Here is a 13881-nt window from a genome sequence, read left to right as displayed (position 1 = left end):
GCTTAAATAAAACACATTTTTTAATACTTCAACATTAACTTATATCCAACAAAGTAATAACAAGACCTTAACACCTTAAGATCGATATATGTCGGATCTTTGTAATGTAATAAACTGGTTATTTATTATTTTGGTTTTGGTTAGTTAAATAATGCCGGCTTCTTCGAGATGCCGGCATTTTTTTATGCACTTTTTTCAGGGTTTCTTTGTTTGAGGTTTCTTGACTTTGAACATAATTTTACCGCAAAGTTCGCAAAGTTTTTTCGCAAAGTTTCGCAAAGATTTATGCTCATTGTGGGAAGTCATTTTCTATTGAAAAAAGTTTGCAAAGCTTTGTGAACTTTGACTACTTATTAGACATCAATTTAAAAAGCTTTGCGAAACTTAGCGAAAAAACTTAGCGAACTTAGCGGTAAAATACACATCCCAACAATTTGAAATCTAAAAAGAACCATCAATTTGGATACAATAACTAGAGATTTGGCTACTTCAAAAAAACAATAACTCCTGAACTTTGCATTATCAATTTTAATTTAAAACAAAAATATATGAGTGCAATAAAAAAAATGAATTTGGGAACTCAGGGATTAATTGTTCCTAACATCGGTTTAGGCTGTATGGGAATGAGCCAAATTGCAGGAAACGATATTTATGGCAAAGCAGATGAAACCGAGTCTATAAAAACAATCCACCGCTCACTTGAATTAGGAGGTAATTTTTTAGACACAGCAGATTTATATGGTCCGTTGGCAAATGAAAGATTAATTTCTAAAGCTATAAAAGGAAACCGTAATGCTTACAAAATTGCTACAAAATTTGGCTTTGAGATTAATGACAATGAAGAACTTACGTGGCAATTTAATGGTAAAAAAGAATATGTAAAAAAGGCTGTAGAACGTTCTCTTAAAAATCTTGGAACTGATTATATCGATTTATACTATTTACACCGCGTTGATCCTAATACTCCAATAGAAGAAACCGTTCAGGCAATGTCTGATTTGGTAAAAGAAGGAAAAGTTGGTTACATTGGTCTTTCTGAAGTTTCTTCTGAAACAATAAAAAAAGCACATAACATTCATCCGTTAACAGCTGTTCAAAGTGAATATTCTCTGTTTGAAAGAAGCATTGAAGAAGATGGAATTATAAAAACTTTAGAAGAACTGCAAATTGGTATAGTTGCTTATTCTCCTTTGGGAAGAGGTTTCATTTCAGGAGAAATACAGCACCCGCAAGACTTAGCCGAAAATGATTTTAGAAGATCAATTCCTCGTTTTCAAGGAGAACAATTTTATAAAAACATTGAACTCTTAAACGAAATAAAAGTTATTGCTGACGAAAGACAAATTACTGCATCACAATTGGCTTTGGCGTGGATTGCTTCTAAAGGATTTTTAGCTATTCCAGGTACAAAACGAGTAAAATATGTTGAACAAAATATTGAAGCTGCACAACTTACTTTGACCGCTAAAGAATTGGACAGATTGGAAAGTATTATTCCAGTAGGAACAATTACCGGAAATCGTTATGATGAATCTGGAATGAAATCTGTTAATCTATAAGAAGTCAGAAAAAAATCTACAGGAAAAGCTATCTTTACAGGAGCTTTTCCTGTATTAAATCTCAAACCATGAAGAAAGAAGATCATACTCCATATACTATAAGTTCTCTTTCAGAATTACATCGTTTATTACAAATTGCAAAACCAGATCATCCTTTGGTAAGTTTTGTCAATTTGAAGGATATACATTGTCATTTTGATGATAATCTAAAGAGTGTTGTTTATAATTTCTATACTATTTCGATAAAAAAAGGGTTTAAGGGAAAAATGCGATACGGTCAAAACTATTATGATTTTGATGAAGGTGTCATGACATTTATGGGTCCAGGCCAAATTATTTCGACAGAAGTTCCAATGGATACTACTGTATCTGGCTCAATGTTAGCAATTCATCCCGATTTCATTCAGAGTTATCCTTTGGCAAAAAAAATTAAAGAGTACGGTTATTTCTCTTACGCTGTTAACGAAGCATTGCATCTTTCTGAAAAAGAACAAACTATGATTACAGGAATTATGCAGAATATCGAACAAGAATATCTTTCTTCTATAGATGCATTCAGTCAGGACGTAATGATTTCGCATATTGAACTGCTTCTTAATTATTGTAATCGCTTTTACAACCGACAATTTATTACCCGAAAAAATGCAAATAATACGCTTTTAGCAAAATTGGAAACTCTTTTGGCTGAATATTTTGAAAGTGATAAAGTTCAGAAATTAGGATTACCAACTGTCGCTTATATTTCAGAACAATTAAATGTTACGCCAAATTATCTTAGCGATATGTTACGATCACTTACGGGGCAAAGCACGCAGCATCATATTCATAATAAAATTATTGAAAAAGCCAAAGAACTTCTTACCACGACTTCACTAAGTGTCAGTGAAACGGCTTACAAATTAGGTTTCGAATATCCGCAATCTTTTAATAAACTATTCAAAAGCAAAACCAATGTCTCGCCTTTAGAATTCAGGAGTTCTTTTAATTAATTTTAAGTTAAAAGCGTGATTTAACCGCAAAGCGTGCAATCCCGATAGCTATCGGGATTCGCAAAGGTTCGCTAAGTTTTCAATTTATAAAATAAATAATCAAAGTTCAGCAAAGCTATATAAACACAAAGCTTTGCGAACTTTACCTTTTTATAGAAGCTTAATTAGGAAAAAAAACTTTGCGCGCTTTGCGTTAAAATTACGCTCAATGTCAAGAAAAAATTGGAATTTAATTCTTCAATCTTTCGTGTAGTATTTTAAAGTATGGAAAAGCCTTTAGTAATCGGCTTCCGTGCCAAGAGAACATTTCGCCGTCTACAAAGATAGTTTTGGCGTGATGTGTAAAACGTCCAATTTCAAAAGCGTCTTCTTCCTTAAAAGGATAAGGTTCTGAGGAAAGAAAAACCAAATCCGGATCGCCTTCTAATCGCATTTTTTTGAGTTCAACTTCCGGATATCTTCCTTTATCAGCATAAATATTCTGAAAATGATTCAATTTCAGTAATTCATTAATATAAGTATCATCGCCCGCAACCATAAAAGGATTTTTCCAAATAAAATAAGCGGCTTTTTTAACTGAAATATCCTGAACATATTTTTTGAAATCGCTTAAAGCGAAATTCAATTTGTCATTCCACTTTTGAGATTCAGTTCGGCAATTAAAGAGTTGTCCGAAATCTGATATCATCTGAAAATTATCTTCAATCGTAATAATATTCGTTACCCAAACCGGACAAATAGAACTTAATTGCTCCACAATTTCCGCTGTGTTTTCTTCTTTATTACAAATGATAATATCAGGCTGTAGTAATTTTATTTTTTCGAAATGAATTTTCTTCGTTCCGCCAACAACTTTCTTCGTTGATTTGAAATGATACGGATGTACGCAAAACTTCGTGATTCCGATGATTTTTTCTTCTAAACCTAAGTCATACAACAATTCCGTTTGCGAAGGTACAAGAGAGATAATACGCTTTGGAGCGTTCTCAAAAGAATGTAAAGTACCAAGCTGATCTTTTAATTGTTTCATGTTTATTTTGTTTCAGGTTTCAAGTTGTAGGATTGTGTTGATTTTACCGCAAAGTGGCAAAGTTTTTTCGCAAAGTTTCGCAAAGATTTATGCTCTTTGTGGGAAGTTATTTTCTATCGAAAAAAGTTTACAAAGCTTTGTGTTGATTTAGCTTTGTGAACTTTGCGAAAAAACTTTGCGAATCTTTGCGGTAAAATTATGTTCAAAGCAAAGTAAACCTGAAACTTTAAACCTGAAACTTTAAACTAAGAATTTCTTCCATTTCTTGTTGCACTTTCAAGGCTTCTTCTCTTGCTTTTTCGACAAAATCAGTTCCATTTGAGGCGTAGATAATCGCTCTTGCAGAGTTTACCAATAATCCAACTTTATCGTTCATTCCGTATTTGCATACTTCAGATAAACTTCCGCCTTGAGCGCCAATTCCGGGAACTAATAAGAAACTATCCGGAACAATTTTTCTAATGTCTGCAAAATATTCGGCTTTTGTAGCGCCAACAACATACATTAGATTATGGCTATTTTTCCATGTTTTAGAAGTTTCTAAAACTTGTTTGTATAATTCTTTTCCGTTTGTATTTAAAGTCTGAAAATCAAAAGCACCTTCATTAGAAGTCAATGCCAACATGATTGTATGTTTGTTTTCGAAAGCCAAAAAAGGCTCAACCGAATCTTTCCCCATATAAGGTGCAACGGTAACACTATCAAAGTTTAGATCTTCAAAAAAGGCTTTTGCATACATGCTTGAAGTATTCCCAATATCGCCACGTTTTGCATCTGCAATTGTAAACATTTCAGGAAAGTTCTCATTGATGTAATTGATTGTCTTTTGAAGCGAAATCCATCCTTTTATTCCATATGCTTCAAAAAAAGCGGTATTTGGTTTATATCCAACTGCCAAATCGTGTGTTGCATCGATTATAGCTTTATTAAATTCGAAAATAGGATCTTCAGTTTCTAATAAATGAGGTGGAATTTTAGTTAGATCGGGATCCAATCCAACGCATAAAAATGATTTCTTTAAAAGGATTTGTTCGTGTAGTTGTTGTGTTGTCATTCTTGATTTTTTAACGCTTCTAATACATCAGATAATTCTTTTTAGAAGGTATGCAAAAATAAAAAAAGCCATTCAATTAAGAATGGCTTTTTGGTTTTATATTCAATTTAGCTTATAAATTACCTAAATAAACAATTTCAGTTCTTCTGTTTTGTGCTTTTCCAGAAGCAGTTTTATTTGATGCAACTGGTTTTGAAGCTCCAAATCCTTGTGAACTTAAATTCTCCGGATTTACTCCTTTTGCAATCAAAGCATCCATTACTACTTTTGCTCTTTCCTCAGATAATTTCTGATTTGCTTTTGGATTTCCTACATTATCTGTATGTCCGTTGATAGCAAATTTAGCATTTGGATAATTTTTCAGGATTTCTTTAATTGCATCTAATCTTCCTGAAGTTTCTCCTTTTTTAGCATCGCTTAAAGTTGCTTTTCCAGTTACGAAAAAGATTGATTTAGCTTCTACTTTTAATTTATCCAAAGTTGCTTTTGTCACTTTTGGACATCCTTTATTATCTGCAGGACCCGCAATTAATGGACAATCATCAACATTATCAGGCACGCCATCTTTGTCTGCATCCAGAACCGGACATCCTTTATTTTCGACTAAACCGGCAACCGTTGGGCAAGCATCGTCTTTATCCAAAATGCCATCATTGTCAGTATCTGGCCAAGGACAACCTTTGTTTTCTACCGGACCAGCGATTGCAGGACAAGCATCTACGTTGTCTAATAAAGTATCTCCATCAGTATCTTTCCAAGGGCAACCTTTATTTTCTACAGGACCTTTAACATCCGGACAAGCATCGTCTTTATCAAAAACCTTATCTCCATCAGAATCTGGCCAAGGACAACCGTTGTTTTTTGCCGGACCTGCTACTTTTCTACAAGCATCTTCTTTGTCAATAACTCCGTCTCCATCGGTATCTTTGAATTGTTTCTCATAAACCGGAATTTTCATTCCAAGGTGGAAATCTGCTCCTTTTGATTCTTTCGAAACTAAATTACTAAGAACAGAACCTGAACCTACAAAGAAAACACCCAATCGAATTCCGGAACCAACTTGCATTCCGCTATATTCCATCCAGGTCATTGGCACATAAAAACTAAACCATCTGCTTTCGTAACGCGGCGTCAAACTCACGCGATCAGCAATACTAGTTGCATTTAGCTTCGTTTTACTCACCATATTAATATCTCCGTTAAGATTCAAATAGAATTTTCTGTACATATTCCAATCTGCATCAGCGTGAATTGCGGTTGGCAAATTTGTCTTTACTCCTTTTGAACTCGAAATTTTTGTATAATGATCGTTTAAGAAATCGTATATATTAGATGCATCATCAATCATTTGCTGCGTTACAACTCCCGTTACATTATAAGTATCTACTTTAGAATTTTTATAATTGATTGAACCGATATCTGTTACAGATAATCCAAAACGCAATTTATATTTATTTAAATCACGAAAGTTGTTGTCTATTTTTGTTGCTCTGCTTAAATCATAATCTTCATAATCTGGTCTCCATTCATACACAAGTCCTAAATCAAATCCGAAACCGCTTGAATTGATATCAAAATCATAATCTTCATTTGCTTCCCAATCCTGGCTTCCGCCAATAGTAACTTCTCCATTAGAAACCAAGGCTCCATCTTTTGGATTTGCATTATTCTGAACAAAAGCTACATTGACATTTTTCCCTTGGATATATCCATTTGCGCCACCTTGTAGATATTTTGCTGTCAAACCACCTTTTAAAAAGTGTTGGTTATTTTGGTATAAAACAGCTGCGTAAGAAATCCCTAATTCTCCCCATGAATTTGAAGCTCCATTTGGACTTCCTGCATTAAAATTAAAGTCTGAAGCTTTATCCAAACCATCTTTAACCTCATCTACAAGATATCCATTTAGCTTTCTTACATTACTCACAGATCTTGCTCTTGTAAAAACTGCCAAAGTATGTTTTGGTGCGATATTAAACATAAAAGACGGTCCCATGATATCAAAATTAGCAAGTCCGTTATTGTTGTTTTTTGGACTTATAACAGATTCTTTTTCAAAATCATATCCTTTTTTGTAGGTATCAAAAAGTTTAACGCCATACAAATCATTTTGTACAGAACCACTAATTGAGAATATATTTATATCTGTCTTAAAACGAGAATCAGCTATCGAAGCCGGATTAAAAAGTACGCTTTGCACACCGGCGTAATTGTCATGAAAATAGCCAATATAAGATTGTGCTTTGGCCGAAAAATTAATTGCAATAAGTAGTAAACTAAGTAATAGTTTTTTCATTAAAATTTGGATTTTTAGGTTGGTTTGGCGGCAAAACTACAATAATTGATCTATAATGATGTTACCAAAACATTGAATTCATGTAACATCTTTAACAAATTATGTAAGAAAAAGAAAGGACTGGTTATTTATTTTTGATAACGAACCTTAAATCAGGAAATTATGAGTCTGCATATCGGAATAACGCCAAAAAACTTAAAAAAGAGTACTTCAATATTAGCCACGATTTTATCGAACGAAATGACTTTATATGTAAAAACCAGAAAATTTCACTGGAATATTTCCGGAAACAGTTTTATGGAATTGCATAAATTATTTGAAGATCAATACCGAGTTTTAGAAGCGAATATCGATGAAGTTGCAGAACGCATTAGTCAGCTTGGCGAAAAAACGATTGGAACGATGAAGGAGTTTATAGAAAATTCGACTTTAAAAGAATCTCCAAAAGAATATGCTTCGCAAAAACATATGCTTGAGGAACTTTTAGAAAATCACGAACAATTGGTAACCGAGTTTAGAAACTATATTCCTGTTTTTGAAACTGAAAATAATGATATTGGTTCAGCCGATTTTATAACCGGATTGCTTCAGGAACATGAAAAAATGGCCTGGGTTCTGCGTCGTTATCAGGTATAAATAATAGTGAAATGTGAATTATGCAACGCTTGACAAAATTGATGTAACACAATTCGAACCAAGAATTTGCAATTTTACAATACTATTAATCACAAAAAAAAATATCATGAATACTACAGAAATAAAAGGAAATTGGAATGAGTTAAAAGGGAAATTGAAACAAAAATACGCAACTCTGACAGATGATGATTTGATGTTTGCCGAAGGAAAAGAAGACGAAATGTACGGAAGACTTCAGCAAAAATTAGGAGCAACAAAAGAGGAATTTCATCAAATCCTTTCCGATTTGTAAATCCCTGTTAATCAATCAAAAATACCGTCTAGTAAAACATATTAGACGGTATTTTTTTGAAAATTTTATTTCATATTTTTAATGTTTATATAACTCTGGCAGGCATTAAAAGCCGTAACCACAAATAATTTAATTATCTTTAACCAAATTTCTTTAAAATGAAACTATTTATAAAGTTCGACATAAACACCATTTGCTCTCTTTATTTAAAACAAAACCTGGAACAACAAAATATTAATTTTACAACTTTGGGGTTTGGAGAGATTGAGATTACCGACAATCTTGATGCAAATGCACTTGAAACTTTAAAAAATAATTTAAGTCCGTGTGGCTTTGAGATTGTAGAAAATCAGAAAAGTGTACTGGTTCAAAAAATAAAAGATGCTATTATTGAACTGGTCTTTATGGACGACAGCAATAATTATAAAAGTTCTGTGTTTCTTGCTGAGAAGCTAAATCACAGTTATGGTTATTTATCGAATGTTTTTTCGGAAGTAACCTACTCTTCTATTGAGAATTTTATCATTTTACAGAAAATTGAAAGAGCGAAACAATTAATTATTATTAACGAAATGAGTTTGACCGAAATTGCATTTTTACTAAACTATTCGAGTGTTGCACATTTGAGTACGCAGTTTAAAAATACAACTGGAATAACGCCATCGGCTTTTCAGAGAATAATTAAGAAACGCAGAGAAAATTTAAAATAAAAACCCAAATACCATACTAAAATGCAAAAAAACGCATTATACATTTTATTGGCTGATGATGATGAAGATGATCGTCTTTTTTTTAAGGATGCTTTTGAAGAAATCAAAATACAAACTAACGTAGACTTTGTTCATGACGGAATGCAATTAATGGATCATTTACATGATCCTGAAAATAAATTGCCGGATATTTTGTTTCTGGATTTAAATATGCCTAAAAAAACGGGGAAAGAATGTTTAATCGAAATAAAAAAGACAGAACGTCTTAAAAATATTATCATTGCGATCTACTCGACTTCATCATCTGAGGAAGATATTGAAGACACGTTTATTCAGGGAGCCAACATTTATATCAAAAAACCAAGCGATTTTAACACGCTTAAAAAAATAATTAATGAAGTCGTGACCGTAAACTGGCACTATCATACCTCTGGGTTAAACCGTGATAATTTCCTGCTCCGACTAAAATAATAGAATACCAATGAAATGGATACCAAATTTTAATTCTTCAAACTCATTGAGAGTTATTTTTGTAATCGCAGTTTTCATTTTGTTATTTCTATCTTCTATTGCTTACAAACACAACCAGGATTTGAACGAATCCAGTAAGTTGGTAATGCATACGTATGAAATAAACATACAACTGGAACGATTAATGTCGGCGATTAAGGATGCCGAAACGGGTCAGCGTGGGTATATAATTACACGTAATGCCCGTTTTTTAACGCCTTATATTTATTCGCGAGACAAGGTAAACACTTCATTTATAAGGTTAAAAAAATTAACTGCTGATAATCCCGTTCAGCAGCAAAATCTTCAAAATCTATTCAAGCTGATTATTCAGCGTTTTGTTTCTTTTGAAAATTGCCTAAAATATAGCGATCCCAAAACATATGATAAACGAAAACTCGACAATCATATGTTTGGCGGTCGAATTCTGATGGAAAACATTCGTTTTAAGGTTGACGAAATGAACGATATCGAGAAAAGTTATTTATCCAAAAGATTAAAAATTTACGATGCCGAAATTTCATTAAGTCCACTCTTCTCTATTTCTTTATTTCTCGTTGCATTATGTTTTATTTTATTGGCTTACAGACAAATTAGCCGCGATATTGAACGCTTAAAAGTATTCAACAAAAAACTTTTAATTTCAAACGGACTTATTGCTGAATCTGAAGTTATTGGTAAATTCAGCACTTGGCAATGGGATTTAGACTCTCAAAAAATAGATTATTCAGACAATCAATTTCGTTTGTTAGGTTATGAACCAAATGCTTTTGTTCCTGTAAAGGAAACTTTCTTGGATTTTGTTCATCCGGATGATAAAGAAACTGTTTCTAAATCTATGGAAGGAATTCTTCAAAATAAACAATTGCCTTTCGTTTATTATAAAATAATGTTGCCGAGTCATGAAGTCCGATATTTTAAAACTACAGGAAAATTATTAACGGATCAACAAGGAAGTAAAATTCTACTTGGAATTAATTTTGATATTACAGACGAACATTTACTTAATATCGAACTTCAGGAACGAAATAAAGAACTTGAAAAAAGCAATAAAGAATTAGCTTCTTTCAATCACGTTGCAAGTCACGATTTACAGGAACCACTTAGAAAAATCCAGACTTTTATTTCGAGAGTATCAGATGCTGACAAAGCTGTTATGTCTCAAAGCGCAAGGGATTATATTGCAAAAATCGAAGTTTCGGCCAAAAGAATGCGTGTCCTTATTGATGATTTACTTTTATTTTCGAGAACTAATACAACCAAAAAAGAGTTTATAAAATCAAACTTAAATGAATTGCTCGAAAATGCAGAAGCTGAACTGATTGAAATAATTAACGAAAAGAAAGCGGTTATTACGGCTTCAAAATTGCCTAAACTGGCTGTAATTCCTTATCAGATCGAACAGCTTTTCATCAACTTGATTGGAAATTCTTTAAAATACAGTCAGCCGGATATTACACCACAAATTACAATTGAAAGTGAAAAAGTACTTTCGGCAGATTATCCTGATTTATTAGAACAAGATGTAAAGAAATTCCATAAGATAACTTTTACAGATAACGGAATGGGTTTTGATCCTCAGTTTAAAGAAACCATCTTTGTTTTGTTCCAACGTTTACATTCTAAAACTGATTATCCCGGAACCGGAATTGGGCTTGCAATTTGTAAGAAAATCGTAGACAACCACAAAGGTCATATTATTGCGGATAGTACTGTGAATCAAGGTTCTGTTTTTACTGTTTTTCTACCAGATTAAACCTCTTCAACAACTACATAATAAGCGTTATATAAATCCATTATGGGAATTATATAACGTTTCTTTTTTATGCTGTAAAGCAAAATCTTTCATTCGTTAGCATCTTTGTAATGTAATACTTTAAGAAGTAATAATGAAAGCAATTCCCCCCTTAAAAGCAGCATTTATTAAAGCCGTTTTTTTATTGATAATAATAGTTTGTATGTCATCTTGCAGAAAAACTAATCCAATAGAAACAACTTTGAAAAATGAAACTTTTATAAAAAATGAAAAAGAAGAAATTGAAGCCTTTTTTTTTATTGCAACGGCAAATGTGAGTAAAACAATTATTTCGAAAAGTCAAATTGCACAACAAAAAAGTTCAGAAATTAAAATACAGGAATTAAGTAAAAAGATTGAGTTAAATCAAAGCAGTTTATTAGAGGAAGTAAATAAAATAGCCAATAAAAAGCTAATCATTATAACCGAAATAAATGCGACGCACAAAAGAGATCTTTATGATCTTATTGACGTAACGGATGACGCTTTTAAGAAAGCATATCTAAACTCAATGTCTCAATCTTTGAACGAACAGATAGATTTGTTTGAATCGATATCAAAAGAAACAAACGATAAAACAATTCTAAAGTTGGTATTACAGTATTTGCCTGAACAATATGAGCTCTTGAGGGAAACGGAGCGAATTAACAAAGAATATATCTAAACGCCGATACTATTATTAATTAACTAAATTTTTTAACTATGAAATTGCAATCAAATTTTTTATGCGCCTTAACCCTTTTTTTAACAGCTTCATTTGGAATGCTGCACGCTCAGGACAATAATGTCAACACCGAATTTGGTGTAAAAGGGGGATTTAACATGTCTAATCTATATCAAAATGATGCTAATGACGACAATGTATTATACGGTTTCAACGCCGGAGTTTATGCCACATTACCTATTTCAGATTTTGTAGCCATTCAACCAGAGATTTTGTTTACTACAAAAGGTGCTGAACTGGATTACAACAATGTTTTTGCAAGCGGAAATGCAAAATTTAGATTAAACTATATCGAAGTTCCTTTATTGGTAAGAGTTAATATCACTAAAAACTTCAACGTTCATGCCGGTGGTTATGCTTCTTACTTAGTAGATTCTAAAGTTACAGGTGAAGGAGATGTTGTTTTCGATCAACAAATTGACACTGAAGATTTGAACAAGTTTGATGCTGGTTTATCAGCAGGTGTCGGAGTAGATTTTAACCCAATAAGCATTGGTTTACGTTACAATTACGGTTTAACAACTGTTGGAAAAGAAAGAACTTTTGCAGGAACAACTTATACTTTTCCAGATGCAAAAAACAGTAATTTGACATTATACCTTTCGTATAAGTTAAATTAAAAACAAGAATTAATTATTAACCATTAAGATAGAAACCATGTCTAATTTATTATACACAATCGCAGTAATACTTGTTATTCTGTGGGCTTTAGGATTCTTTGTTTACAGCCTGGGAAGCATTATTCATATTCTGCTTGTAATTGCCATAATCGCAATACTATTCAGACTGATCAAAGGTCGCGAAATTTAAAAATCACAAACTATTAAAATAATTTATATCAATCTATTAAAATCAAATATTATGAAAACGAGTAACACAATTTTAGGAATTTTAGGAGCTGCAGCTGCAGGAGCATTTTTAGGAGTTTTATTTGCACCGGACAAAGGTTCAAATACAAGAAAAAAAATCTCAGATAAATCGAAAGATTACGGAGATAAAGCAAAAACCAAATTTGACGGAATTGTAAGTTCAATTACTTCAAATGGTAAAGATATCCTTGAGGAAGGAAAAGCAAAATTTAATCAGGCAAAAGAAGACTTCAACACTATTAAAGACGAAGCAAAGACTGTAAAAACGAACTATTAAAAGTGAACTTTTTAAACCATAAATACCCTCTATCATGGAATCAAATGCAACAACAAACGAGAACTTAAATCTTTATGAGAAAGCAGAAAATTATACCAAAACGAGTTTAGAATTAATTAAACTCAAAACGGTATCAACATCAGCCGATGTTTTATCGACATTGACATCAAAGATCGCAGTAGGCGCTGTTGTTGCATTTTTTACCTTGTTCCTGAATATTGGGATTAGTTTATGGATTGGAAAAGAACTTGGAGAGTATTATTACGGTTTTTTTATCATGGCGCTTTTTTACTTAATTGTTGCCATAGTGATGCTCAAAACGCAGCACAAACTGATTAAAACTCCTATTGGTAATATGATTATTACCAGTATTCTAAAAGAAACTAAAAAAGAGAAACCAAAAACTGATTTAAACTAATTGATAAAACTAAAAAAGACTGTTATGGAAACTATTTATACTATTGATTCATTAAATCAGATGATAGAACAACTGGAAATCCGACAGGATGCAGAATGGTGCGCTATTAAAGATGAAATAGATGAGATTAAGGATAATTTAAAACCTCTAAACCTCATCAGAAACACAGTCGAGGAAATTAACGAAACTGTGGGTTTTAAAAGCAATTTGGCACAATCTGCGATTAGCATCGGAATTGGTTATCTCGCAAAAAGATTTGTGGTTGGCAAAAGCACTTCGACTTTCAAGAATATCTTCGGATCGTTGTTACAGCTTGTCGTAACCAATTTAGTTTCAAAACCACATGAATCCTCAAAAGAGGAAGCATAATAAAAAGAATCATCGATAGAGTATTGTCTAAACTAAATTTTATGTATTATGGAAAAGAAACTAACCGATATAGTATTAAAGAACGGTGTGTACATGTACTCTAATCTATATAAATGTTTTGAATTTACACGAGTATTTCTAGGTATCTAACTTGCTTTATACGTTTCTTGTAGACAAACGGTTAAACAGTTAATATCCTTCACTATATATTTTAAGGTTCTGAGGTACTAAGTCACTAAGGTTCTAAGATTTATTTGTAAACTTAAAACAAGACTTTGTCTGAACCAAAAAAGACCCTGTTTCACATTGGTGAAACAGGGTCTTTTGTTTTTTTAAAACCTAGAGATTTTAAG

At 32.4% G+C, this 13881-nt stretch carries 16 protein-coding genes; 13 read left to right on the top strand and 3 right to left on the bottom strand.

Annotated features, from left to right (window positions below):
* Positions 1 to 548: 548 nt before the first annotated feature.
* Entirely contained in the window at positions 549 to 1559 is a 1011-nt protein-coding gene (locus tag WN975_RS00940; protein WP_337964792.1) for an aldo/keto reductase, read from the top strand.
* 68 nt (positions 1560 to 1627) lie between these two features.
* Positions 1628 to 2548, top strand: a complete 921-nt coding sequence (locus tag WN975_RS00935; protein WP_337964791.1) for a helix-turn-helix transcriptional regulator — start codon at positions 1628 to 1630, stop codon at positions 2546 to 2548.
* Between the two features lie 229 nt (positions 2549 to 2777).
* Here WN975_RS00935 and WN975_RS00930 read toward each other — a convergent pair whose 3' ends face one another.
* The 3 genes from WN975_RS00930 to WN975_RS00920 all read right to left on the bottom strand — a co-directional run bounded on the left by WN975_RS00930 (position 2778) and on the right by WN975_RS00920 (position 6928).
* The gene (locus WN975_RS00930; protein ID WP_337964790.1) at positions 2778 to 3578 is read right to left on the bottom strand and encodes a helical backbone metal receptor; all 801 of its coding nucleotides are present in this window, start codon (positions 3576 to 3578) and stop codon (positions 2778 to 2780) included.
* A gap of 226 nt (positions 3579 to 3804) precedes the next feature.
* A complete protein-coding gene (pyrF, locus tag WN975_RS00925; RefSeq protein WP_337964789.1) occupies positions 3805 to 4632 on the bottom strand; it encodes an orotidine-5'-phosphate decarboxylase in 828 nt (275 codons plus the stop codon).
* A gap of 112 nt (positions 4633 to 4744) precedes the next feature.
* Positions 4745 to 6928 carry a DUF5723 family protein gene (locus tag WN975_RS00920; RefSeq protein ID WP_337964788.1) on the bottom strand — a complete coding sequence of 728 codons (2184 nt, stop codon included), beginning with the start codon at positions 6926 to 6928 and terminating at the stop codon, positions 4745 to 4747.
* Positions 6929 to 7090: 162 nt separating this feature from the next.
* Here WN975_RS00920 and WN975_RS00915 point away from each other — a divergent pair, with 162 nt between their 5' ends.
* From WN975_RS00915 to WN975_RS00865, 11 genes are all read left to right on the top strand, one after another.
* Entirely contained in the window at positions 7091 to 7564 is a 474-nt protein-coding gene (locus WN975_RS00915) for a DNA starvation/stationary phase protection protein (protein WP_337964787.1), read from the top strand.
* 106 nt (positions 7565 to 7670) lie between these two features.
* Complete coding sequence (locus WN975_RS00910; RefSeq protein WP_121326018.1) at positions 7671 to 7856, top strand: CsbD family protein; 186 nt, start codon at positions 7671 to 7673, stop codon at positions 7854 to 7856.
* Between the two features lie 158 nt (positions 7857 to 8014).
* Entirely contained in the window at positions 8015 to 8566 is a 552-nt protein-coding gene (locus tag WN975_RS00905; RefSeq protein WP_337964786.1) for an AraC family transcriptional regulator, read from the top strand.
* 21 nt (positions 8567 to 8587) lie between these two features.
* Entirely contained in the window at positions 8588 to 9037 is a 450-nt protein-coding gene (locus tag WN975_RS00900) for a response regulator (RefSeq protein WP_337964785.1), read from the top strand.
* 10 nt (positions 9038 to 9047) lie between these two features.
* Positions 9048 to 10832 carry a CHASE3 domain-containing protein gene (locus WN975_RS00895; protein WP_337964784.1) on the top strand — a complete coding sequence of 595 codons (1785 nt, stop codon included), beginning with the start codon at positions 9048 to 9050 and terminating at the stop codon, positions 10830 to 10832.
* Positions 10833 to 10965: 133 nt separating this feature from the next.
* The gene (locus WN975_RS00890; RefSeq protein ID WP_337964783.1) at positions 10966 to 11535 is read left to right on the top strand and encodes a DUF4142 domain-containing protein; all 570 of its coding nucleotides are present in this window, start codon (positions 10966 to 10968) and stop codon (positions 11533 to 11535) included.
* A gap of 38 nt (positions 11536 to 11573) precedes the next feature.
* A complete protein-coding gene (locus WN975_RS00885) occupies positions 11574 to 12215 on the top strand; it encodes a porin family protein (RefSeq protein WP_337964782.1) in 642 nt (213 codons plus the stop codon).
* 37 nt (positions 12216 to 12252) lie between these two features.
* Entirely contained in the window at positions 12253 to 12405 is a 153-nt protein-coding gene (locus WN975_RS00880; RefSeq protein ID WP_116753248.1) for a lmo0937 family membrane protein, read from the top strand.
* 51 nt (positions 12406 to 12456) lie between these two features.
* Entirely contained in the window at positions 12457 to 12741 is a 285-nt protein-coding gene (locus tag WN975_RS00875) for a YtxH domain-containing protein (protein WP_337964781.1), read from the top strand.
* Positions 12742 to 12775: 34 nt separating this feature from the next.
* Complete coding sequence (locus WN975_RS00870; RefSeq protein WP_337964780.1) at positions 12776 to 13159, top strand: hypothetical protein; 384 nt, start codon at positions 12776 to 12778, stop codon at positions 13157 to 13159.
* 24 nt (positions 13160 to 13183) lie between these two features.
* Positions 13184 to 13528 carry a hypothetical protein gene (locus WN975_RS00865; RefSeq protein WP_337964779.1) on the top strand — a complete coding sequence of 115 codons (345 nt, stop codon included), beginning with the start codon at positions 13184 to 13186 and terminating at the stop codon, positions 13526 to 13528.
* Positions 13529 to 13881 lie beyond the last annotated feature (353 nt).

The organism is uncultured Flavobacterium sp. (genome assembly GCF_951805225.1).
Classification (GTDB): domain Bacteria; phylum Bacteroidota; class Bacteroidia; order Flavobacteriales; family Flavobacteriaceae; genus Flavobacterium.
The sequence above is the reverse complement of the archived record's forward strand: the minus strand, read 5'-3'. Positions and strand labels throughout refer to the sequence as shown.